The sequence below is a fragment of the Bradyrhizobium sp. USDA 241 genome (assembly GCF_049739505.1).
GTDB lineage: Bacteria > Pseudomonadota > Alphaproteobacteria > Rhizobiales > Xanthobacteraceae > Bradyrhizobium > Bradyrhizobium liaoningense.
This window is the reverse complement of record NZ_JBMGPZ010000004.1, coordinates 1,776,167-1,798,749: the sequence shown is the minus strand read 5'-3', so window position 1 is coordinate 1,798,749 and position 22,583 is coordinate 1,776,167. Positions and strand designations below refer to the sequence as shown.

Genomic DNA, 22,583 nt, shown 5'->3' with positions numbered 1-22,583 from the left:
CTCTCTCAAGCTGATCTCAATGCACCGGCAACGGCGGATGCGGGATCGCCGTCAGCAGTTCCTTGGTGTAGTCATCCTGCGGATCGCTCAAGACCTGCTCGGAAGAGCCTTCCTCGACGATTCGACCCGTCCGCATGACAATGACACGATCGCACAACAAGCGCACCACATTCAAATCATGCGAGACGAACAGATAGCTCATACCTAGCCGCGCCTTGAGGTCCTGCAGCAGATTGAGCACCACGGCCTGCACCGAGACGTCCAGCGCCGCCGTCGGCTCATCGAGAATGACGAGCTTGGGATGCAGGGCGATCGCCCGGGCGATGCCGACGCGGGCCTTCTGGCCGCCGGACAATTGGTGCGGGAAGCGGTCGAGCAGATTGTGCGGCAGGCCGACCATGGTGGCCAGTTCCTCGCAGCGGGCGCGGAGCGCGTCGCGCCCCTTGATATCATGCATGATCGGGTCGGCGATGGCGCGCGCGGCGGTGAAGCGCGGGTTGAGGCTGTCGGTCGGATCCTGGAACACCATCTGGATGCGGCTGCGCTGCGGCAGCCGGGCAAACGATGCCGGCTGGATGGCACCGATGTCCTCGCCGTCGAACTTGATCAGGCCGGAGGTCTGGTCGAGCAGCCGCATCACCATCATCGACGTGGTCGATTTGCCGCAGCCGGATTCGCCGACGAGGCCGACGCTCTCGCCATGGCCGATCGAGAAGCTGATGCCGTCGACGGCGCGGAACACGTCGGGCTCGACCGGCGGCTTGCGGCCGAACAGCTTTCCGAGCACGGCGGTCGCGCCCTGGCGGGGATATTCCTTGACCAGCTTGTCGACGAGGAGGAGGGGTGCCTTCTCGCTCTCCCTGCTTGCGGGGTCGCGACGAGCTTCGCTCGCGCTGAGAGGGTCGGGGTGAGAGGGACTCTCCGCGAGCACGATGCCTAGAGAGTTCCCCTCACCCGCCGCGCTTTGCGCGTCGGCCTCTCCCCGCGTGCGGGGAGAGGCGATGGGAGCCGCCGCCGCGGGTTCATCTTCCGGCAGCAGATCGCGCAGGCTCACGCCGAGCCGCGGCGTCGCGCGCATCAGCTTCTTGGTGTAGGGGTGCTGCGGATTGGCGAAGATGTCGGCGGCTTTCGCGGTCTCGACCACGCGGCCCTTCTCCATCACGACGACGCGGTCGCAATAGGCGGCGGCCAGGCCAAGGTCGTGCGTGATCAGGATGGTCGACATCGCGCGGCGCCTGGTCAGCTCGACGATCAGGTCCATCACCGCCTTCTGCGTGGTGACATCGAGGCCGGTGGTCGGCTCGTCCGCGATCAGGAGCTGCGGATTGCAGGCGAGCGCGAGCGCGATGACGACGCGCTGGCACATGCCGCCCGAGAGCTCGAAGGGATAGGCGTGGTAGCGCTCGCGCGGGCGGGCGATCTTGACCTGCTCCAGCGCCTCGATCGCCTTCTCGCCGTGATCGGCCACCTGGGCCTGCTGCACATGGGTGCGCAGCACGTCCTCGATCTGGTCGCCGACTTTGCGGATCGGGTTCAGCGCCGCGCGCGGATTCTGGAAGATCATCGAGACCTCGCGGCCGCGCAGGTCGCGCATCTGGTCTTCGGTCGCGGCCTTCACGTCGATGCCGGAGAACATCACCGAGCCCTCGGCGATCCGTCCTGCGCGGTCGAGGATGCGCATCACGGCATAGGAGGTCACCGACTTGCCGGAGCCGGACTCGCCGACGATGGCGAGCGTCTCGCCCTTGGCGACGGAGATGTTGACGTGCTGCACCGCTTTCACGATGCCGCGACGGGTGGTGAACTCGACGGTGAGGTCCTGGACGTCGAGCAGAGGCTGGGCAGTCACGAGGGCCTCCCCATCAAAAAGGTCGAAAACAACCCCATGCACAGTAGAATGCGATTGATTTCATTGGGGAATTTAGACCGGAAGATGTGTAAGGTGGGCACATCTCTCTGGCTCCCTCCCCCCTTGTGGGGGAGGGTTGGGGAGGGGGGTAGCCCCAAGCGAGGTCGGAGTTCGTGGCTACCCCCCTCCCTGCCCCTCCCCCACAAGGGGGGAGGGAATGAGAGAGTAGTGCCCTCCTCACAGCTTCGCTGCACACACCCGAACGAGACCATCACCATCACGTCCTCCGCTGGGGATCGACGATGTCGCGCAGGCCGTCGCCGAGGAGGTTGAAGCAGAACACGGCGATCATCAGGGCGAGGCCGGGGAATAGCGCGATCCACCATTCCCCTGACACCATGAAGCCGGCGCCCTCCGCGACCATGATGCCCCACTCGGCCGTGGGCGGCCGGACCCCGAGGCCGATGAAGGACAGGCCGGCGGCGTTGAGGATGGCATAGCCCATGGTCAGCGACATCTGCACGATCATGATCGGCATGATGTTCGGCAGAATGTGCACCAGGAGGATGCGAAATTCGCCGTTACCGGAGAGGCGTGCGGCCTGCACGAAGCCGGCGTTGCGGCGCACATTCGCCTCCGCACGCGCGACACGGGCATAGAGCGGGAAATTCACGATCGCGGTGGCCAGAATGATGTTCTGCACGGTGTTGCCGAGCGCTGCGACGATGCCCATCGCGAGCACGAACAGCGGGAACGCCATGATGGTGTCGGCGATGCGCCCGACAATACGGTCGGTCCAGCCGCCGAAATAGCCGGCGGCGATGCCGGCGAGCCCGCCCATCAGGAACACCAGCGCGACGGATGCGACCGCGATGAAGACGTCGAGCCGGGTTGCGACGATGACGCGGCTGAAAATGTCGCGCCCGAGCTGGTCGGTGCCGAACCAGTGCGCCGCCGACGGCGGCTTCAGGGCCGCCGCGGTGTCGGAGGCGAGCGGATCGTAGGGCACCACATAGGGGCCGAATATCGCGGCGGCGAGGATCAGGATCAGCAGCGCGAAGGCAAAGCCCGTGACCTTGTTCTCGCCGAGCACATAACGGGTCTGTTCGAGGATCGCGACGAGGCCCGACGTTCGCGCAGGACCAACGGGTTCAACAGCAGGCGCAACAGAGCTCATGACCCTCTCCTTTTGCGCATGATCTGATCGGAAAACCGGTCTCCACTTTTCCGGATCATGCGCTACCCCTCCAGCCGCACGCGCGGATCGATCACGCCATAGAGAATGTCGATCACGAGATTGAGCAGCACGTACATGACGGCCATGGTCAGCACGAAACCCTGCACCGGCGCGAAGTCCGACGAGATCAGCGCTTCCACGGCATAGGAACCGATGCCGGGCCAGGCGAACACTTTCTCCACCAGCACGTTGGCCCCCAGCAGGAACGAGAACACCATGCTGAGCGTGGTGATAACCGGAAGCATCGCGTTGCGGAAGGCGTAGGTGACGATCACGGTTGCCGGCGACAGGCCGCTGGCGTGCGCAGTGCGGACGAACTCGCTGGCGAGCACCGCCAGCATCGAGGCGCGCGTCATGCGCGCGATCGGCGCCAGCGAGAAGATCGCGAGCGTCGTCGCGGGAAGAATGAGCTGGCTCAGCGCCGAGCGGAATGCCTCGACGTCGCGCGCGAGCAGAGTGTCGATCAGGTAAAAGCCGGTCACCGTCGGCGGCGCGCTGTAGAACACGTCGAGACGGCCGAGCGGCGCCGGCGACCAGCCGAGCCGGAAATAGAACACATAGACCAGCACGAGGCCGGTGAAGAACACGGGCAGCGACACGCCGGCTGTCGTCGTCACCCGGCAGAGATGGTCGATCCAGGAGCCCGGCCGCGTGGCCGCCAGCACGCCGAGCGGAATGGCGATCGCGATCGAGACGAAGAGGCCGAGCAAGGTCAACTCGGCGGACGCCGGCAGGCGGTTGCGAATTTCGGCCGCGACAGGCTGGCCGGTGGTGAGCGAGTTGCCGAAATCGCCGTGGGCAAGGTCGTTGGCATAGCGGAAGAACTGCTCGACCAGCGGCTTGTCGAGGCCGAGCTTCTTGCGGATCTGCTCGACGGCTTCTTTCGTTGCGGCAGGGCCGGCGAAGTACGCGGCGGGATCACCGGGCAGCGCGCGCGTCAGCAGGAAGGTGACGATGACGACGCCGATCAGCGAGGGAATCGCGAACATCAGGCGCTTGCCGATCATGGTCAGCATGGGGCGCTCCTGCGCGTGTTGCGCACGCTGCTCGCCACGCACTCCGCCGCGTTCCCTCCCCCCTTGTGGGGGAGGGTTAGGGAGGGGGGTAGCTCCGCGATAGGTCGGAGTTCGTGGCTACCCCTCTCCCCAACCCTCCCCCACAAGGGGGGAGGGAGCCCGAAGAGCGTGCTCACCTCACCCATGACTCACCCCTTCGCCATCGCGCGATAATCGAGCCTGCGGTGGAACCAGTATTGGTAGCCGCTGATGTTCTTCTGCATCGCGACGTTGACGAAGGGCTGGTACAGCGGGATGCGCGGGATATCGGTGAAAGCGAGGTCGACGAAGCCCTTCACGTCCTTGTCGTAGGTCGCCGTGTCGCCGGTTGAAGCAGCGGCGCGCGCGCCATCGATCAGCTTGTCCATCTCCGCCGACTTGTAGCTCATGGTGTTGAAGACGGAATTGTTGCCGTGATAGCACCAGTAGAAGAAGTATTCGGGATAATCGAGCCAGCCCGAGAACACGTTGGTGAAGAGCGGCATCTCCTTCTTGTTCAACTCGGTGCGCCAGTTGGCGCCGGGCACCTTGTTGATGGTGGTCTTGATGCCGAGCTGGGCGAGCGATTCCTGCACCAGCACGCAGAGCGGCTCGTTGACGCCCGCGAAGTTGAGGTCGAACGAGATCGTGGTCTCGAAGCCGTTGGCGTAGCCGGCCTCGGCCAGCAGCGCCTTCGCCTTCTCCATGTCGGTGTTGAACTTGTGCGGCTGCGGCCAGGCGACCTCGGTCGGCTTGTCCTTGGGCGCACCGAACATGGGATTGCCAAGGCCGAACAGCACGGCGTCCATGATCTTCTGATACGGCATCGCATAGGCGATCGCCTGCCGCACCTTCGGATTGTCGAAGGGCGGCTTGGTCACGTTCATGCCGATATATTGGATGCCGTTCGAGAACGGCAGCGACACCACGTTGAGCTTGCCGTTCGCCTTCATCTCCTGGAAATCCTTGAACGGCAGCTCATAGGAGATGTCGGCGTCGCCGCGCTCGAGCAGCGCACGGCGATTGCCGGCCTGCGGTACCATGCGCCAGATCACGCGCTTGATCTTCGGCAGGGGACCGCCGACCCAGTCGTCGTTGCGCTCCATCACCACTTCGGTGCCGGCGGTCCACTTCGTCACCTTGTAGGCGCCGGAGCCCGCGGTCTGCTGCTTGGTGAATTCGAGGCCCCAGGGATCCTTCTCGCTGGCGTTCTTCTTCACCAGCTCGGAATTGACGATGCAGGGCACGATGACGGCAAGATCGGGGATCGTGAGCCTGTCCTTCTTCAGGAAGTCGACGCGCACCGTGTGATCGTCGATCACGACGAACTGCTCCGGCTTGGTCAGCGAGCCCGCGCTCATCTGGAAGGTCGGGAAGCCGCCGACGCTGACTGCTCGGTCCAGCGACCACTTCACGTCCTTGGCGGTGACCGGCGCGCCGTCGTGGAATTTGGCGTTCTTCTTCAGCTTGAAGGTGACCGACATGTCGTCGATCTTGAAGTCCTCGGCGAGCTCGCCCTTGAACTTGTCGCGATCGTAATAGGGCACGCCACCGGGGCCGCTCTTCATCTCGTGGCTGATCAGGCGGTCGTAGCAATTCCAGGACACCTCGTAGCCGGGCACGTTGGTGCCGACGCCGTGGATGTCGAGATTGTTGGGGCCGCCTTCGGAGACGATCAGCAGCGTCTCGGAGCGGGCATCGGCCTTGGCGGAGGAGACGACCGATGGCATGGCCGGAAGCGCCGCTCCCGCGGCCAACCCGGAAACGGATTTGAGGAAATCGCGGCGCTTCATGAAATTGCTCCAACACAACGTTTTGGTTGGAACTGACTTCGCAAGGTTTGTGCCAGAGCTTAACGAGGCATTACCCGCGTATTAACATGCTGATTCCAATCATGTTCCGCCATTTCTGCCAGAAGTTGGAGGGAAGGACCACGCGTCTTATTGCATACAAAGAGATGCAATTGCTTAAAATATAGGCCGACAAATGGAGAAGCCCATTTGGGAGGCGGGGACAGAACCCTCCCTGCGGAGGACGCCGCATTGCAGCGGCACCCCGGCCGTCATTCCGGGGCGATGCGCAGCATCGAGCCCGGAATCCATCGGGCCGCAGCACGCGCGGGACAATGGATTCCGGGCTCGCCGCTCCGCGGCGCCCCGGAATGACGGAGAGGCGTGGCGTACTCAGCCGGGCCAGATCAACTCCTGAAGCTCGACCAGGTCCGCCGCCCTCTCCTGCCAGCCTTCGATGCAGATGTGGCTGTTGAGGTCGCTGGCGCGGTGCAGCAGCATCAAGGCCATCAAGCGGCGCTTGAGGGCGAAATCGAGCTTCGTATAGCCAAAGCCTTCGAGCAGGCTCCTCACCCTGCCCGGCCGTCCCGCCGCCATGAAGGCGCTGGGGCCGAGCAGGTCGTAGTCGCGCCATCCCGCGAGCACGTCGCCGAAGTCGAACAGGCCTTTGAGCGACCATTGGCCGTCATCGCAGGCGAGCAGAAAATTCTCGGGAATGTATTCGCCGATCAGGATCACCGGCGGCGCATCCATCGGAATCAGCTGAGCCGCATCGCGCAGGAGATCGTCGAGACCGGCGAGGAATTTCGGCGCAAGGCCGAGGCGGGTGTGCCGCGCGCGGCAGCCCTGCATTTGCTGGCGCATGAACGCGCCCCAGCGCGGCTCGATATGCGCGAGCTCCCCAAGAGGGATGCGCTGCACGGAAGCGATGGTCTCGCCGATCTGGCGCAGCACGCGCTCCTTCTGGTCTTCCGGCAAATGCGGCCAGACCTCCGAGCCGAGCGTGCCGGCAAGGCGCGTGATGACCAGGTAAGGCCAGCCGTCGCGCACGCCTTCGGCGGCGATCTCGGGAACCGGCAGGTGAAGACGGCCGGCAAGCTGCATCAACGAAGCGCGCTCGGAGACGAATTGCGCGCGGAGCAGCGGCGGGAAGATCTTGAGGATCAGCCTGTCGCCGAGCTCGATCACGAGATTGGTCCCGGTCGGAAACACGTGCGGCGAGCCGACATCGAGACTATGTCCGCGCGCGATGTCGAGCGCGATCGGCAGCCATTGCGAGGACGCGGAGCGAAAGGCGCGAAAGCTTTCGGCGTCGGTGAGGTGAGGCAGTTGTTGCGACGGCATGATTGTCATTGGCGCTTGCGTATCGAAAGCAGGATTGGCTTTGGTTGGCTCGATGCCAGCCGAGGAGACGGTGCACCTCTCCCGCTTGCGGGAGAGGTCGGCACGTAGTGCCGGGTGAGGGTTTTCTCTTCCTGGGGATTGTCCCATTGCGGAAGCAACCCTCTCCCCAGAGCTATGCGGGATTTTGGGTGACGAGGCGATCAGGCGGCGTGGTTTTCCGGCACTTGGATGACCTCGATGCCGTTTTCGAATCTGACACCTGCGACGACCTTCGGCAACTGATTTGTGCCTTTCAGCGAGGGTGTCAGTAACTCGGTGTAAGATGGTTTCTGTGAGTTTACCTTTGACAGGAGACTCACATGGCTACGGATTTTTCACCTGAGATTTTGGACCAGCTTCTTGCCGGGGGCAGCCTCAAGCCAGAAGACTTAGCCGGCGAAGACGGGCTTTTCAGACGACTGAAGAAGGCGCTTCTGGAGCGCGCACTGGGTGCGGAGCTGACCCACCACCTTGGCTATGAGAAGGGCGACCCGGCAGGCCGCGGGTCGGGCAACAGCCGCAACGGCACAAGCAGCAAAGCGCTGTTGACGGACGACGGCGAGATCGAGATCGAGGTGCCGCGCGACCGCGCCGGCACGTTCGAACCGGTGATCGTCGCGAAGGGCCAGACCCGCTTCGACGGCTTCGACGAGAAGATCATCAGTCTCTACGGGCGGGGCATGACGGTACGGGAGATCCAGGGCCATCTGGCCGAGCTCTACGGCACCGAGGTGTCCCCCGATCTGATCAGCAAGGTCACCGACGCGATTCTCGACGAGGTCCGCGAATGGCAGAGCCGGCCGCTGGAAGCGATCTATCCGGTGGTCTTCTTCGACGCGCTCAGGGTCAAGATTCGCGATGAGGGGATGGTCAAGAACAAGGCAGTCTACGTCGTGCTGGGCATCACTGCATCGGGCGAGAAAGACGTGCTCGGGCTTTGGATCGAGCAAACCGAAGGCGCCAAATTCTGGCTCAAGGTCATGAACGATCTGAGGAACCGCGGCGTCGCCGACATCCTGATCGCCGTCGTCGACGGTCTGAAGGGCTTTCCCGAGGCGATCAACAGCGTCTTTCCCAAGGCGATGGTCCAGACCTGCATCGTGCATTTGATCCGCAACAGCCTATCCTTCGTGTCCTGGAAGGATCGCAAGGCGATCCTTCCCTCGATCAAGGCGATCTATCATGCCGAGAATGCCGACGCCGCTCTGCTCAGGCTCGAGGACTTCGAAGCCGAGTGGGGCAAGCGCTATCCCGCGATCGGGGCGGCCTGGCGCCGGGCGTGGGAGCACGTCATTCCGTTCTTCGCCTTCGCGCCGGAGATACGCAAAATGATCTATACCACCAACACGGTCGAGGCGCTGAACCGTTCGCTGCGCAAGATCATCAAAACACGCGGCAGCTTCCCCAACGACGAGGCGGCGATGAAGCTGCTTTACCTCGCCATCAGAAATGCCGGCATCCATTGGCGACGACCGGTTGCATGGACGGCCGCAATGGGCCAGTTTGCCATCCAGTTCGGCGAGCGCTTTGCAGGCTCAGCGGACTGACCCCATGGGGTCAGTCCGCTGACCCCGCAAACCCCTCACAGAGACGCTCTTACACAAAACTTCTGACACTCCCCTTTCAGCCGCCGCCAGGTCTTTGATGCGGCGCAGAGCAGCTTGAACACCATCAACTTGGCAGTCGTTGACGATAACGAACCTTTCGTGCGCACCGTTCTGTGCCGGACCGTCGCGAACACGCTTTCGATGGGATTCGTCGTCCGCAAGTGGTCCCAATGCTCGGCGGGGAATTCGTAGAACGCAAGCATTGCGTCGCGATCTTTCGTCAGGCACTCGACCGCCTTGTCGTACTTCGCTCCGTATTTCTCGGCAAAGACATCGATCGCCACTTCGGCCGAAGCTCGGTTGGACGCCAAATAGACCTCGCGCAGGTCCTTCTTCATGCTGGCCTGTACCGACACTGCGACTTTGTTCAAGATATTCGCGGTTTTGTGCACCCAGCACCGCTGATGTCGCGTGGCGGGAAAGACCTCGTCGAGCGCCTTCCAGAAGCCGAGCGCGCCGTCACCGACGGCGATTTCCGGGGCGATCTTCAGCCCTCGGGTTTTCGCCTCGACGAGCAGTTCGTGCCAGCTCTGCGTGCTCTCGCGCACGCCGACCTGGAAGCCGATGAGTTCCTTCTTGCCTTCCGGCGTCGCGCCGATCAGCACCAGCATGCATTCGCTGTGGTCTTCCATGCGAGCCTGCAGGAAGACGCCGTCCGCCCACACGTATACGTACCGGCGCGCCGACAGATCGCGCTTCTGCCAACGCTCGTACTCGAGCTGCCACTCCGTCGTCAGTCTGGAAACCACCGCCGGAGAAAGATTCGGCGCATCCTTGCCCAAGAGCGCCGCCAGCGCCTCCTGGAAGTCGCCCGTCGAGATGCCTCGCAGGTACAGAACCGGCAAAAGTGCATCCAAGCTCTTCGTGCGCCGTGCCCACAACGGCAGGATCGCCGAGGTGAAGCGGATCCGCTCGCCATCGCTGGTCACCGCGCGATCGCGAATCTTTACCCGGGCGACTTCGACGGCGCCGATCCCCGTCTGGATCGTCCGCACTGGACCATGGCCGTGTCGCACGAGGCGGTCGCGGCCATCGGGAAGCTTCAAGCCCTTCATCGCGGCGAGAAACGCCTCGGCTTCCATCTCGACAGCCTGCGCAAGCAGCTGCCGAGCTCCAGATCGCAAAATATTCGTCAGTGGATCGTCGATCTCATCGGGCTGACGCAGTGGGACAATGTTGCTATGCTCGTTCATGGCGTATCGCTCTCCTTGAGGTTCTGGCAGGCTCGACACCCGCCTCGATACGCCGCCTATCTCATTCCGTCATCACCCAGTTTCCCGCATAGCTCCTCTCCCCAGCCCTCCCCCGCAAGCGGGGGAGGGAGCGCACCTCGCTTGCGGCTACAGCGATATCCAATCGCGACACGTCCCTACCTATCCGGACTTGCGCGCTCGAACTGGCGCAGCAGCTTGTTGCCGCGCTCGACGGCGGAATCGAGTGCGGCTTGCGCGCTCTTCTGGCCGGCAAAGGCCTGCTCCAGCTCGTCCTCGATGGCGCCGCGGATCAGGATGAAGGAGCCGAGCCGGATGCCCTTGGATTTCTCCGTCGGCGGATGCAGCGTGATCTGCTCGAACGAGATCGCCGAGCCCGGATTGCGCTCGTAGAACCCCTGCGACCGCGTCAGCTCGAAGGCGGCGCGGGTCACAGGCAGATAGCCGGTGTTCTGGTGCCAGGCGGCCTGCACGGCGGGTTGCGACAGATAGGCAAAGAACCGCGCCACGCCCTTGTATTCCTGGCGGGGACGGTCGCGCAGCACCCAGAGCGTGGCGCCGCCGATGATCGAGTTCTGCGGCGCGTCCTTCACGTCCGGCCAGTACGGCATCATGCCGTAGCCGATCTCGAACTTCGAATTCGCCTTGATGTCGGCACGCGTCGCCGAGGAGCCGATGAAGATACCGCATTCGCCTTTCTGGAAGCGCGGCTCGGCTGATTGCCCGCGGCCGCTGTAGTCGAACAGCCCGGTCTTCTGCCACTCCGCGAGCTGGGCAATGTGCTTGACGAGAAGCGGATTGTTGATGGTCAATTCGGCATCAAGCCCGGCAAAGCCGTTCGCCCGCGTCGCCAGGGCCAAATTGTGGAAGGCGGAGAAATTCTCGACATGGATCCAGGACGGCCAGGACGTGGTGAAGCCGCAGGCCGCGCCACGGTCGCGCAGGCGCTTTGCGGCCGCCCCCAATTCCGGCCAGGTCTTCGGCGCCGCCTCCGGATCGAGGCCCGCCTCACGGAACATGGTCTTGTTGTAATAGAGGATCGGGGTCGAGGAATTGAACGGGAAGGACAGCAGATTGCCGGCCGCATCGGTGTAGTAGCCGGAGACCGCGGGCAGGTAATTGCCCAGCGAGAACGGCTCGCCCTGGTCCTGCATCAGGCTGAAGACCGGATAGATCGCGCCCTTGGCCGCAGTCATGGTCGCGGTGGCGACCTCGTTGACCTGGACGATCGCCGGCTGGCTGCGTGAGCGGAAGGCGAAGATCGCGGCCGTCACCGTCTCGGTGTAGTTGCCCTTGTAAGCGGGCACGATCCGGTAGTCGGACTGCGAGGCGTTGAAGTCGGAGGCGAGCTTGTCGAGCTGCCGGCCGAGCTCGCCGGACATGGCGTGCCACAGCGCGATGTCCGTGGCGGCACGCGCAGGCGCGGCCAATGAGAGAGCCGCAAGGGCGGCGACGAGCTGCAAAAGGCGCAATGTTGAAGTCACGATAGCTCTTCCCATGCGCCGCGGCGGACGGCGACCCTATCTGCTTACGGCGCGGCATCTGCGGTTTCAACCGGGAATGAGCGCCGGCCGCGCCGCACAATCGGCCCGGCGGGATGGCCTTCCCTTTACCATCCGCTAGAGACCGTTCCGATCGGAACGGGTCTCTAAATTCTTAATTTGACGCGTTTTCTTTACGCGAACCGGTATCCACTTCGCTTGAAAACGCTTTAGATTGCATTGAACCTTTTCCTTCCGCCATAGACTCCACCACTGAGGGGTTGAGTGTGCCAGTGCTGAACCGTGCCGAATCTTCGCGGACCGGGGTGATCTTCGTCGCGCTTCTGCTTGCCGTCTGGACGACGGGCGCCGTTGCGCGCGAATTTCGCGCCGCCGACACTCAGGCCGAGAATTACCCGACCGTCCAGGCGCTGCGCTACATGGGCGCCCTGATCGCCGAGCGCAGCGGCGGTCGGCACGAGATCAAGGTGTTCCACTCCCGTCAGCTCGGCGAGGAAAAGGAGACCATCGAGCAAACCCGGGCCGGCGCGATCGACCTCAACCGGACCAACGTGGCGCTGATCGGCAATTTCGTCCCGGCGATGAACGTGCTCGCGATGCCGTTCCTGTTCCGGTCCATCGAGCACATGCAGAACGTGCTGGACGGGCCGATCGGCAGCGAGATCCTGAACAGTTTCGAGCCCTACGGCTTCGTTGGACTCTGCTTCTACGATTCGGGCGCGCGGTCGATCTACAATGGCGTCCGCCCGGTCCGAAGCGTCGCAGATCTCCAGGGATTGCGGATCCGGGTGCAGCAGTCGGAGTTGATGAGCCAGATGATGCGCGCGCTCGGCGCCGAACCGATCGAGCTGCCCTACGGGCAGGTGCTCACCGGACTTGCCAACCACCTGATCGACGGCGCCGAGAACAACTGGCCATCCTTCGTGACGACGGACCATTACAAGCATGCCGGCCACTACACGCTCACCGAGCACACGATGAGCCCGGAGGTGCTGGTGATCTCGCTGAAGGCCTGGCAGAGCCTGTCGCCGGATGACCGGATCATCTTCAGGGAGGCCGCGCAGCGCTCGAGCCGCTTCATGCGCGAAAAGTGGCGCGACCTTGAGGAGCAGTCGCAGCGCAGGGCGCAGGACGCGGGCGTGACCATCATCAAGGACATCGACCGCAAACCGTTCGAGGAGGCGATGGCCGCAATCTATGCCAAGGCCGGACGCGATCCTGCGGCGGCCGCGCTGATCGAACGCATTCGCAAGGTGGAGTGAGGCCTTTTGGCTGCACTTGGACATAGCGAACACGCGGACAGGCCGCCCGGCCCGATCGGGCAGCTGCGCGCGCGGCTCGTCGGCGTGCTGCGGGCGGTGCCGATCCGCTGGCGCATCCTGTCGATCGCCGCGCTGAACTCCGCCGTGGTCGTGGTGCTGGTGGCGATGATCTGGAACGGCGCGCAGGTGCTGGGCTCGGCCTGGCACGACGTGCGCCAGGTGCGCGAGTCCGACCGGATCCTGGCGCTGCTCGAAAGCGAGACCGGACGCCTCCAGAACCTGATCCACCGCTATATCAACCAGCCGAGCCCGGACCTGTTCGCCGAGATCCTCCTGCTGCGCGAGGCGGTGCTGGGCACGCTGACCAACCGCGCCGCCAAGGACCCGATGCTGTCGGGCTCGGTCGAGGAGCTGGAGCGCACCACCGATCGCTTCCTCAACGGGTTCGGCGAGCTGCGCAGCGTGCAGGCGACGATCGCCAAGACCTATGAGGAGCAGGTGCAGGGCCCGGCCAGGGACATGGCCGGCCTCTACTCCATCATCGAGGGCGCCACCGGCCATCGCGACGCGCTGATCTGGCCCTCGCTCGGCAAGTCCCGCGAGGCCTTCACCGCGATGCTGGTGGCGGCCAATTCCTACTACCTGTCGCAATCATCGGGCGCCGCCGACGACGCGCGCCGCAACACCGAGACGATCGAGAAGACCATCCCGGTCATGATCGATCTCGCCGACAACGACCTCCAGAGGATGGCCCTGCGGCGGCTTGCGGCCCGCACCATGGCGCTGCGCGAGGGCTTTGCCAAACTCTCCGAGCAGCTTGCGAGCCGCACCGAGCTGCTCCGCAACACCATCGACGCCAGTCAGGCCGAGGCGATCGGCGCCATCGACGACCTCTCGACCAAGATGCGCCAGCGCGAGCAGAAGGCGCAGGAAACCTTCGACCGCACGCTCGCCGACATCTCCCGCCGGGTGCTGTCCATCGCGGTCTTCTTCCTCGGCATCATCCTCAGCGCTGGCGTGCTGATCGCACTGTCGATCCGCCTGCCGCTGCAGCAGATCATGGCGGCGATGCGCGCGATCACGCTCGGCGACCTCGATCGCGAGGTGCAGGGCACCAAGGCGCGCGACGAGGTCGGCGCCATGGCGCGCGCGGTGGAGGTGTTCCGCGAGAACGCGATCGCCAAGCGCGAGACCGAGGACGAGCTGCGCGCGTCCAAGGAGAAAGCCGAGAGCGCGCTGCTCGAGCTAAATGCCGCGCAGCAGAATTTGATCGATGCCGAACGGCTGGCGGCGCTCGGCGGCCTGGTTGCCGGCGTCGCGCACGAGGTCAACAACCCGATCGGCATCAGCCTCACGGTGGCCTCCAGCTTGGCCCGGCGCACCGAGGTCTTCGAGGCCCAGCTCAAGGGCGAGGGCGGCCTGCGCCGGTCGCAGCTGGAGGAATTCGTGCAGTCCTCACGCGACGCCTCGCAGCAGCTCGTCGCCAACCTCCAGCGCGCCGGCGAGCTGATCCAGTCTTTCAAGCAGGTTGCGGTGGATCGCTCGCATACCGAGCGGCGGCAATTCTCGCTCAGCGAAGCCACCGACCAGATCATCGCCAGCCTGCGCCCGGTGCTGAAGCGGTCGCCGATCACGCTTCAGGTCGACGTGCCCGAGGGGCTGCTGCTCGACGGCTATCCCGGCTCCTACGGCCAGATCCTGACCAACCTGTTCCTCAACGCCGCCAACCACGCCTTCGCCGACGGGCGCGCCGGCACGATCGCGATCTCGGCGCGGCCGCGCGGGACCGACGACATCGAGATCAGCTTCGCCGACGACGGGGCCGGCATGACCCCTGACGTGCAGCGCCAAGCCTTTGACCCCTTCTTTACCACCCGGCGCAATGAAGGCGGCACGGGACTTGGCCTCCATATCGTCTATAACCTCGTCACCCAGCAGCTCGGCGGACGCATGGTGCTGGAATCCAAGCTGGGACAAGGCACCACTTTTCGCATTATCATACCCCGGGTCGCCAAGGGCGGCACGCAAAGCTCAGAAAGTGACGGATCTTCTCAATGGCCGAACAGGACGATGTCCTCCACCTGATCGACGATACCGGTACCACGTCGGAGGATAGCAACGCCCGGAAGTGGAAGATCGCCGTCATCGACGACGATCCGGCCGTGCATGACGGCACCCGATTCGCTCTGTCCGACTACAGCCTCAACGGCCAGAGCCTGGAGATCCTCTCGGCCTATTCCGCAGCGGAAGGCCGCAAGCTGATGGCCGAGCACGGCGACATCGCCGCCGTGCTGCTCGACGTCATCATGGAGACCGACGTCGCCGGCCTCGAACTGGTCGAGTTCATCCGCAACGAGATCAGGAACGAGACCGTGCGCATCATCCTGCGCACCGGCCAGCCCGGCCAGGCGCCGGAGCGGCGCGTGATCGTGCAGTACGACATCAACGACTACAAGGCCAAGACCGAGCTCACCGCCGACAAGCTGTTCACCTCCCTGACCGCGGCGCTGCGCTCCTATCAGCAGCTCGAGCGCATGGTGCAGACGCGGCGCGGGCTGGAGATCATCATCGACGCCGCCTCGACGCTGTACGACTTCAAGTCGATGCAGCGGCTCGCCGAGGGCGTGCTGACCCAGCTCGCCTCGCTGCTCAACGTCGATTGCGCCGGCATCCTGGTCCTGCGCGACAATGGCGGCGTCGATCCCGAGCTCTCGGTGCTCGCCGGCAGCGGCTGCTACAGCCGCTTCATCGGCACCACCACGTCGAAGGCGCTCGACCCTGATCTGCGCGAGATGGTCGAGGCCGCGTTCCAGCGCCGCAAGAACGAATTCGCCGACCACCGCAGCGTGATCTATCTGCGCACCGGAAGCGGCCGCGAGGTCGTGGTGCTGCTCCAGGCCGAGCGCGAGCTGTCGGAGACCGACCGCTCGCTGGTCGAGATCTTCTCCAGCCGGCTCTCGATCGCCTTCGACAACGTGATCCTCTACCAGCAGCTGCAGGACGCCAACACCCAGCTCGAGGACCGCGTCGCCCAGCGCACCCGCGCGCTGATGCAGGCCAACCGCCGGCTCTCGGCGCAATGGCTGCGGCTGCAGCGCGCCAACGGCTTCAAGAACGAGATTCTGGGCACCGTCGCGCACGACCTGAAGAATCCGCTCGGGGTCATCCTCGGCCGCACCGAGATGCTGAAGGAGCTGATCTCGACCGGCGCCTCGGAAGGCGGCGTGGTCGCCCAGGTCGACCACATTCGCGACGCCACCAAGCGCCTGACCACGATGGTCGATCACCTGATCTCGGATGCGATGGCCGATGCCTTCGACATCACCATCCGCCGCGAGCCGGTCGACGTCGCCGCGCTGGTCAAGGAGGTTGCCGAAGCCAACCAGCCGCTCGCCGTCAACAAGCAGCAGACGATCAGCGTCGCCGCGCCGGCCAACATCGTCACCATGTGCGACACCGACCGCATCCGCGAGGCGATCGACAATCTCATCAGCAACGCCATCAAATATTCTCCGATCGGCGGCAAGATCGACGTGGCCGTCAGCCATGAGGGCCGCGACACCATCGTCCGCGTCAGCGACGAGGGCGCCGGCCTGTCGCCGGAGGACCTAGGCCGCCTGTTCGGCCGGTTCCAGCGGCTGTCGGCAAAACCGACCGCCGGCGAGAGCTCGACGGGGCTTGGGCTCTCCATCGTCAAGCGCATCATCGACATGCATGGCGGCGAGGTAACCGCCGAAAGCGACGGCCCCGGCAAGGGATCGACCTTCACCATCACCCTCCCCGCGACTGAAACGCCGTGATGTAGAGACCATGACCCAAAGCCAGCACATCATGATCGTCGACGACGAGGCCCCGGCCCGGGAGATGGTCGGCGATTATCTCAAGATGCACGGCTTCACCGTGACGCTGTGCGACGGTGGCAAGAGCCTGCGCGCGGCGATCCAGGGCAGCATGCCCGACCTCGTCGTGCTCGATCTCAACATGCCCGAGGAAGACGGGCTCTCGATCATTCGCGACCTCAAGAGCCGCATCAACGTGCCAGTGATCATGCTCACGGCGACAGCGAGCCCGATCGATCGCGTCGTCGGACTCGAGCTCGGTGCCGACGATTACGTGGCCAAGCCCTGCGAGCTGCGCGAGCTGATGGCGCGCATCCGCTCGGTGCTGCGGCGGAGCGTGCCGGCCAAGGCAGCAGTGCCCGAGGCGGCGGCGAAATCCGACAAGGAGCAGCTGGTGCGCTTCGGCACCAAATGGCTCGATCTCGAAGCGCAGGCGTTGCGCGACGACGAGGGCAACGAGCATCCGCTGACGGCCTCCGAGTTCGGGCTCCTCAAGGTGTTCGCGGCCAATCCGAAACGCGTGCTGTCGCGCGAGCGCCTGCTGGAATTGGCCAATGCGCGCGACGCCGAGGCCTTCGACCGCGCGGTCGATCTCCGCATCATGCGCATCCGCCGCAAGATCGAGCCCGACCCGGCAAAGCCCGCCGTGATCCGCACCATCCGCGGCGGCGGATATCTGTTTTCTCCGGCCGGCGACAAGGCGTAGGGCGGCTAGCGGCATAGTTCGCTGTCGTCCCGGGGCGCGCGCAGCGCGAGCTCGGGACCCATAACCCCAGGGAGGGGTTATGACGCCGAGCTGGCAACTCCGAATCTTCGCCAAACCACATCCTGTGGTTTAAGGGGTCCCGGGCTCGCTTCGCGCCCCGGGACGACAGCTGTGAGTCCGGCGCGACCAAACGCAATCCCTCAAAATGCGTTCCCGCTGCTCCGTCCGCTTCCAATTCCCCACTCCCGTATTTCCCGTGCATTGAAATTCCACGCCTTTTTGCTCCGATTGTTTCGTCGCGCCCGCTGCGACGAAACAATTTGGCGGCGCACGAAACCATTTTCGCCTTTTCGTGCAGACATCCCGAAACGTTGGCTGATTAGGGTCCAGACTCAATTGAGCCAATATGCGACGAGAGCGGCGAGATGAACAGCGGCCAAAAAATTACGGGCGAGCTTGTCATATCGCGTGGCGATGCGCCGGAAGTCCTTGAGCCTGCAAAAGCAGCGTTCGATGACATTTCGTCCTTTGTAGGCGCGTTTGTTGAAGCGATGGATGACGACACGGTTAGATTTATTGGGGATTACGGGCTTGGCGCCACGACGAATGATTTCGCCGCGAAGCTTGTCGCCATCATACCCTTTGTCGGCGAGGAGCACGCTCATGGGTGGCGCGAGCGCCAGGACATCGGGAGCCGCAGCGATATCGGCATCCTGGCCTGGAGTCAGATGCAGGACGACCGGCCGGCAGAGCGGATCGCTCAGCGCATGGATTTTTGTCGTGCGGCCTCCGCGCGAGCGGCCGATTGCTTGATTGTGCTCCCCCCTTTTCCGCCGGAGGCACACCGGTGAGCTTTAATCGAGGTCGAGTCGAGCGACAGTACGACGCCGTCTTCGCCAGGCTTGGCCAGCGCTTCGAAGATTGCGCACCATCGTCCTCGCTTGGCCCAGCGATTGAAGCGATTGTAGATCGTCGTGTAAGGGCCGTATTCACGTGGACAATCACGCCATCGTGCACCCGATTGCAGCATGTGAATGATGCCGCTGACGATGCGTCGGTCGTCGTCCCGATCCGGCCCCGTCAGTCCCCTCGGCAGATGCGGTTCGATACGCGCCCATTGCCTGTCGTTCAGCCAAAACAAACCAGCGCGCATTCTCTCGCCCCCGAATCAACACGTAGGCAAGAGAATCACGTGGCGCTATTTAGGTACAGACCCTAACACTTCGACCCAAGGAAACGCCGCTCGGTTGCGGCGCTACGGGGAGCCAAGTCAATGCCGAACGTCATCGCCATCAACGCCCAAGCCAGCCAGAGCATCATCGCCGCTCAGGCGACCTCGGACGACATGCTCCTCGAGAGCATTGCCGACGGCAACCGGACGGCCATGCACATTCTCTATTGCCGACACAATGTGCGGGTGTACCGCTTCATCCTGCGCATCGTGCGCGACGCCACCACTGCGGAAGACCTGGTCAGCCAGGTGTTTCTGGATGTGTGGCGGACCGCCGGCCAATTCCAGGGCCGCTCGCAGGTCTCGACCTGGCTGCTCTCGATCGCCCGCTTCAAGGCGCTGACCGCGATGCGCCAGCGCCGCTTCGAGGACATCGACCAGGAAGACGTGCGCCAGATTGCCGATGGTGCCGACACGCCGGAGACTTCGCTCGACCGCAGCGACACCAGCGCCATCCTGCGCGCCTGCGTGCAGAAGCTGTCGCCGGCGCATCGGGAGATCATCAGCCTCGTCTACTATCACGAGAAATCGGTGGAGGAGGTCGGGCAGATCATCGGCATCCCCCAGAGCACGGTGAAGACGCGGATGTTCTATGCCCGCAAGCAATTGGCCGATTTGCTTAAGGGTGCCGGCGTCGATCGTTTCGCCGCCTAAATCCAATCAATTCAACGGGATAGGGCCGCAGCTCAGGCCCTGTCCCCGGACACGGAAGTGTTACCGCCGACGAAACAATTGAAACAAAGCGCAACATCAGGCGGAAAAACTTCACTCCTATAAAGCCCATATACGGTTTCGTTAAACCTCCCAAGACCTCCAGCGGAGCTATGGCGGAATCTGGGTGATGACGGTGTGAGGAAGGCGGCGTATCGAGGCGGGTGACGAGCCTGCCAGAACCTCTCGAGGAGAGCGATACGCCATGACCGAGACTACCAATGTTCTTGCTTTCCGTCAGCCGTCCGCGGTTGATGATCCACTGACCGATATCGTTCGTGCCGGCGCGCGGGACCTGCTTGCCAGGGCGATCGAGATCGAGGTTGGCGCGTTTCTGGCCAGCACGGCCAATCTGACGCTGCCCGACGGTCGAGCGCGCCTGGTCCGACATGGGCACGGTCCGGTGCGCGAGATTGCGACCGGCATCGGTCCGGTGGAGGTCGCTCGTCCCAAGGTCCGCGACCGCGGAGCGAGCGGGCCAGGCGACCGCCTCCGCTTCAGTTCGGCAATCCTGCCGCTATGGGCGCGGCGGACGAAGAGCCTGGATGCCTTGATCCCGGTCCTCTATTTGCGCGGCATCTCGACCGGCGACTTCCAGGAGGCGCTCTCGGCGCTGCTCGGCAAGGATGCGCCGAACCTGTCGCCTTCGGTGATCGCCGGCCTGAAGGCCGATTGGCAGGTCGAGTACGAACGCTGGCAGAGACGCGATCTGTCGGCGCGTCGCTATGTCTACATCTGGGCCGATGGCGTGTACCTGCAGGCCCGCATGGAAGATCACAGCGAATGCATGCTGGTGCTGATTGGCACCACGCCGGAAGGCAAGAAGGAGCTGATCGGCTTCCAGGTCGGCGTGCGCGAGAGCGCGCAGAGCTGGCGCGAACTCCTGATCGACCTGCGGCAACGCGGGTTACGGATTGCCCCGCAACTCGCCATCGGCGACGGCGCCCTCGGCTTCTGGAAGGCACTGGACGAGGCCTTTCCCGGCACGCGGCACCAACGATGCTGGTGCCATAAAGTGAGCAACGTACTCGACAAGGTCGCCAAATCCGTGCAGGGCCCCATGAAGAACGACCTGCGGAACATCTATCTGGCCCCACACCGGGCCGAAGCTGAAACCGCGATCGACGTCTTCGTCGAGAAATACCACGTCAAATACGGACGTGCGGTGGAGTGCCTGATCAAGGATCGCCATGCGCTGCTCGCCTTCTTCGACTTCCCTGCTGAGCACTGGATCCACCTACGCAGCTCGAACCCGATCGAGAGCGTCTTCGCCACGGTGCGCCACCGAACGGTGCGGACCAAGGGATCGCTGTCGCAACAAACTGCGAAGCTGATGGTGTTCAAGCTCATCGACGCCGCATCGAAGACCTGGCGGCGATTGAAGAGCACGAACCAGTTGCCGAAAGTCATCGCCGGTGTAAAGTTCATCGACGGAATCGAAGTCATTCCGAACACTGAAAGCCACGCCGCCTGATCAGGCCGCGTCACCCAAAATCAGCCATAGCTCCCTCCAGCGACCCGGACGATGCCCCCGTCCGGGTCGTTTTGTATTTGGGGGTGGGAGCGCACCGTCGCCGTGGCCGGGGCGCGTCCATCCTGCCGCTCGGCATCTGTCGCCCTTGTTGCTTGACTCCGCGGACCGGTCCGCGGAGTTTCGCGAGCGACGGAATCAGCCGCCCGCGATGGACGACGCGACCACCAGCACCGACATCCGCCTTCGTGAAGGCGCCTCGATCGCCCAGCGGCTGGTGATGTCCGGCTTTGCGGCCGCGGTTGCGCTGTGCTTCACGCCGGGCCTGTTCACGCGCGACGTTCTGGAAATCGTGATCTCCGTGGTCGCGCTGCTCGTGGGGGCGGGCTTCGTCGTCGGCATCATGATGGCGCCGGCGGTGGTGTGGATCATCACACCGAGCGAGATCCTGATCGGGCAGCAGCGTCCGTTCGGAAAGCTCCGCACGCGGGTCGTGCCCAAGGACGACATCAGGGAATTGCAGGTTCCCGGCAACAAGAGGGTGAAAGCCCGTTTCCAGCTGGCCTTCACGCTGGCCTCGGGGGAACGCCTGACGTCCCCGCCGATCTCGGACGTCACGCATGTGCATGACACCGTGACCCGGATCGCCACGCAATTCGGCGTTCCCAATGTCGAGGCACCTCGCAATCCGCTCGATGCCAGCAATCCCGAGATGCATCTCGGCGAACCGATCGAGCCGTTTCCGGCGCGGGAAATCTACATCGTTGCACTGATCGCGGTCGCCGTGAGCGCCGTTCCCTATGCCTACAAGCTCTGGCGCGGCCTGCCGCCGGGCCCGATCGACATCGCGCTGTTGCCCGCCGGCGCGATCGCGGCGTTCGTCGTCTACAGATACGCCAACCTCGTCACCGGTGCCTTCTGGATCATCCGCCAGAGCGATATCCGCGTCGAGCGCCTGTGGGGCGACGGCAGCTTGCGCGCCGACCATATCGAGGGGCGCGACGTGAAGACGATCACCGTCGAGCGCCGCGGCCGCTCCGAGGACGAGCACTGCATCGTCGTGATCCGGTTGCACTCGGGGCGGCGATTTCGCAGCCCTCGTATCGGGTCGCGAGCCGAGGCGCGCGCCGTGGCGGTCGAGATCGTCCGGCGGCTCGGGATTGCGGCGGAGAGCAATAAGTTCTGACTCGCTTCCATTGCCAATTGTCGAGGCTGATCTCACAGCGGGCTCGGTCTGAGCCTCTCCCGCTTGCGGGAGAGGTCGCGCCGAAGGCGCGGGTGAGGGTTCTATCCTCTGGGGGAGCGTCCCGTTGTTGAGAGACCCTCTCCCCGACCCTCCCCCGCAGGCGGGGGAGGCAGCGCACCACCGGCGCGGCAGCAATCTAGCCCGTCTTATTCGCGAGAGGGCGCCTGAGAGGCTGGCGAGCGTGGTGTAAAGCGCTGATGCGGCGTAGGATTCGGTTGCGAAGCCACCCCATCACCTTCAACCGCGAACGCCACGCCCGCCATGACCGATGATACGATTTCAGACCACTATCGAGAAGCAAGAATTCAACACAAATAAAACCTCTGCCTCGCGCTCGATCTCTTCATGCTTGATAGTCTCGTTTCGGAGGCTGAGCACCTACCGCGTCTAATAGGCCGCTCGCGCCGGTTTCTTTGGACGCGGCACGACCGCGACTCCACGTTTCGGCACAGAAATGATCGGGAGTCACTCAATCTTTCTTCAACTTAACCCGTCTTATTCGTA

At 64.0% G+C, this 22,583-nt stretch carries 15 protein-coding genes and 1 pseudogene; 8 read left to right on the top strand and 8 right to left on the bottom strand.

Translation table 11 applies throughout. From position 1 onward, the window contains the following. Positions 1–16: 16 nt before the first annotated feature. The 5 genes from ABIF91_RS18190 to ABIF91_RS18170 form a co-directional block, all read right to left on the bottom strand. Positions 17–1,849, bottom strand: a complete 1,833-nt coding sequence (locus tag ABIF91_RS18190; protein ID WP_424579292.1) for a dipeptide ABC transporter ATP-binding protein — start codon at positions 1,847–1,849, stop codon at positions 17–19. 277 nt (positions 1,850–2,126) lie between these two features. Further along, on the bottom strand, positions 2,127–3,026 hold the full coding sequence (locus ABIF91_RS18185) for an ABC transporter permease (protein ID WP_028181878.1): 900 nt from the start codon (positions 3,024–3,026) through the stop codon (positions 2,127–2,129). A gap of 62 nt (positions 3,027–3,088) precedes the next feature. Continuing rightward, positions 3,089–4,102 (bottom strand): ABC transporter permease, encoded by a 1,014-nt coding sequence (locus ABIF91_RS18180; RefSeq protein WP_028181877.1) that lies wholly within the window; start codon positions 4,100–4,102, stop codon positions 3,089–3,091. Between the two features lie 188 nt (positions 4,103–4,290). Beyond that, positions 4,291–5,913 carry an ABC transporter substrate-binding protein gene (locus tag ABIF91_RS18175; protein ID WP_028181876.1) on the bottom strand — a complete coding sequence of 541 codons (1,623 nt, stop codon included), beginning with the start codon at positions 5,911–5,913 and terminating at the stop codon, positions 4,291–4,293. Positions 5,914–6,303: 390 nt separating this feature from the next. Further along, entirely contained in the window at positions 6,304–7,263 is a 960-nt protein-coding gene (locus ABIF91_RS18170; protein ID WP_028181875.1) for an aminoglycoside phosphotransferase family protein, read from the bottom strand. A gap of 350 nt (positions 7,264–7,613) precedes the next feature. On the opposite strand from ABIF91_RS18170, the gene ABIF91_RS18165 reads away from it, so the two are divergent. After that, positions 7,614–8,840 (top strand): IS256 family transposase, encoded by a 1,227-nt coding sequence (locus ABIF91_RS18165; protein ID WP_424578759.1) that lies wholly within the window; start codon positions 7,614–7,616, stop codon positions 8,838–8,840. A 62-nt stretch (positions 8,841–8,902) separates the two neighbouring features. Here the strand turns inward: ABIF91_RS18165 and ABIF91_RS18160 are convergent. Both ABIF91_RS18160 and ugpB read right to left on the bottom strand, forming a co-directional pair. Further along, a pseudogene (locus tag ABIF91_RS18160) lies at positions 8,903–10,093 on the bottom strand (IS256 family transposase); the annotation flags it as partial. Between the two features lie 176 nt (positions 10,094–10,269). Then, on the bottom strand, positions 10,270–11,610 hold the full coding sequence (ugpB, locus tag ABIF91_RS18155) for a sn-glycerol-3-phosphate ABC transporter substrate-binding protein UgpB (RefSeq protein WP_028181830.1): 1,341 nt from the start codon (positions 11,608–11,610) through the stop codon (positions 10,270–10,272). A gap of 269 nt (positions 11,611–11,879) precedes the next feature. Between ugpB and ABIF91_RS18150 the strand changes: the two genes are divergently transcribed. From ABIF91_RS18150 to ABIF91_RS18135, 4 genes are read left to right on the top strand one after another with little or no spacing between them, the layout of a single operon-like run. Then, complete coding sequence (locus ABIF91_RS18150) at positions 11,880–12,875, top strand: TRAP transporter substrate-binding protein (protein WP_028181829.1); 996 nt, start codon at positions 11,880–11,882, stop codon at positions 12,873–12,875. Positions 12,876–12,881: 6 nt separating this feature from the next. Continuing rightward, complete coding sequence (locus tag ABIF91_RS18145) at positions 12,882–14,960, top strand: ATP-binding protein (protein ID WP_424579291.1); 2,079 nt, start codon at positions 12,882–12,884, stop codon at positions 14,958–14,960. Next, on the top strand, positions 14,930–16,675 hold the full coding sequence (locus ABIF91_RS18140; protein ID WP_028181827.1) for an ATP-binding response regulator: 1,746 nt from the start codon (positions 14,930–14,932) through the stop codon (positions 16,673–16,675). Before ABIF91_RS18145 ends, ABIF91_RS18140 begins: the two co-directional genes overlap by 31 nt. 10 nt (positions 16,676–16,685) lie before the next feature. Then, positions 16,686–17,420 carry a response regulator gene (locus ABIF91_RS18135; protein WP_028181826.1) on the top strand — a complete coding sequence of 245 codons (735 nt, stop codon included), beginning with the start codon at positions 16,686–16,688 and terminating at the stop codon, positions 17,418–17,420. A gap of 392 nt (positions 17,421–17,812) precedes the next feature. Here the strand turns inward: ABIF91_RS18135 and ABIF91_RS18130 are convergent. Beyond that, a protein-coding gene (locus ABIF91_RS18130) for an IS5 family transposase (RefSeq protein ID WP_110115998.1) occupies positions 17,813–18,573 on the bottom strand; the annotation gives its coding sequence in 2 pieces (ribosomal slippage) (positions 17,813–18,234 and positions 18,234–18,573; 762 coding nt in all). A gap of 120 nt (positions 18,574–18,693) precedes the next feature. Here ABIF91_RS18130 and ABIF91_RS18125 point away from each other — a divergent pair. The 3 genes from ABIF91_RS18125 (at position 18,694) to ABIF91_RS18115 (ending at position 22,019) form a co-directional block, all read left to right on the top strand. Next, positions 18,694–19,305: a sigma-70 family RNA polymerase sigma factor gene (locus ABIF91_RS18125; RefSeq protein WP_284280588.1), complete on the top strand. Its 612-nt coding sequence runs from the start codon at positions 18,694–18,696 to the stop codon at positions 19,303–19,305. Between the two features lie 262 nt (positions 19,306–19,567). Then, positions 19,568–20,836 (top strand): IS256 family transposase, encoded by a 1,269-nt coding sequence (locus tag ABIF91_RS18120; protein WP_038952271.1) that lies wholly within the window; start codon positions 19,568–19,570, stop codon positions 20,834–20,836. A gap of 208 nt (positions 20,837–21,044) precedes the next feature. Continuing rightward, complete coding sequence (locus tag ABIF91_RS18115) at positions 21,045–22,019, top strand: hypothetical protein (RefSeq protein ID WP_028181586.1); 975 nt, start codon at positions 21,045–21,047, stop codon at positions 22,017–22,019. The last annotated feature ends 564 nt before the right edge of the window (positions 22,020–22,583 follow it).

What these genes read in the sequence shown, in the direction of transcription:
- ABIF91_RS18115 (WP_028181586.1), top strand. Translation starts at nt 21,045, where the DNA reads ATGGACGACGCGACCACCAGCACCGACATCCGCCTTCGTGAAGGCGCC.
- ABIF91_RS18125 (WP_284280588.1), top strand. Translation starts at nt 18,694, where the DNA reads ATGCCGAACGTCATCGCCATCAACGCCCAAGCCAGCCAGAGCATCATC.
- ABIF91_RS18185 (WP_028181878.1), bottom strand. Translation starts at nt 3,026, where the DNA reads ATGAGCTCTGTTGCGCCTGCTGTTGAACCCGTTGGTCCTGCGCGAACG.
- ABIF91_RS18165 (WP_424578759.1), top strand. Translation starts at nt 7,614, where the DNA reads ATGGCTACGGATTTTTCACCTGAGATTTTGGACCAGCTTCTTGCCGGG.
- ABIF91_RS18170 (WP_028181875.1), bottom strand. Translation starts at nt 7,263, where the DNA reads ATGACAATCATGCCGTCGCAACAACTGCCTCACCTCACCGACGCCGAA.
- ABIF91_RS18135 (WP_028181826.1), top strand. Translation starts at nt 16,686, where the DNA reads ATGACCCAAAGCCAGCACATCATGATCGTCGACGACGAGGCCCCGGCC.
- ABIF91_RS18175 (WP_028181876.1), bottom strand. Translation starts at nt 5,913, where the DNA reads ATGAAGCGCCGCGATTTCCTCAAATCCGTTTCCGGGTTGGCCGCGGGA.
- ABIF91_RS18140 (WP_028181827.1), top strand. Translation starts at nt 14,930, where the DNA reads ATGGCCGAACAGGACGATGTCCTCCACCTGATCGACGATACCGGTACC.
- ABIF91_RS18120 (WP_038952271.1), top strand. Translation starts at nt 19,568, where the DNA reads ATGACCGAGACTACCAATGTTCTTGCTTTCCGTCAGCCGTCCGCGGTT.
- ABIF91_RS18180 (WP_028181877.1), bottom strand. Translation starts at nt 4,102, where the DNA reads ATGCTGACCATGATCGGCAAGCGCCTGATGTTCGCGATTCCCTCGCTG.
- ugpB (WP_028181830.1), bottom strand. Translation starts at nt 11,610, where the DNA reads ATGGGAAGAGCTATCGTGACTTCAACATTGCGCCTTTTGCAGCTCGTC.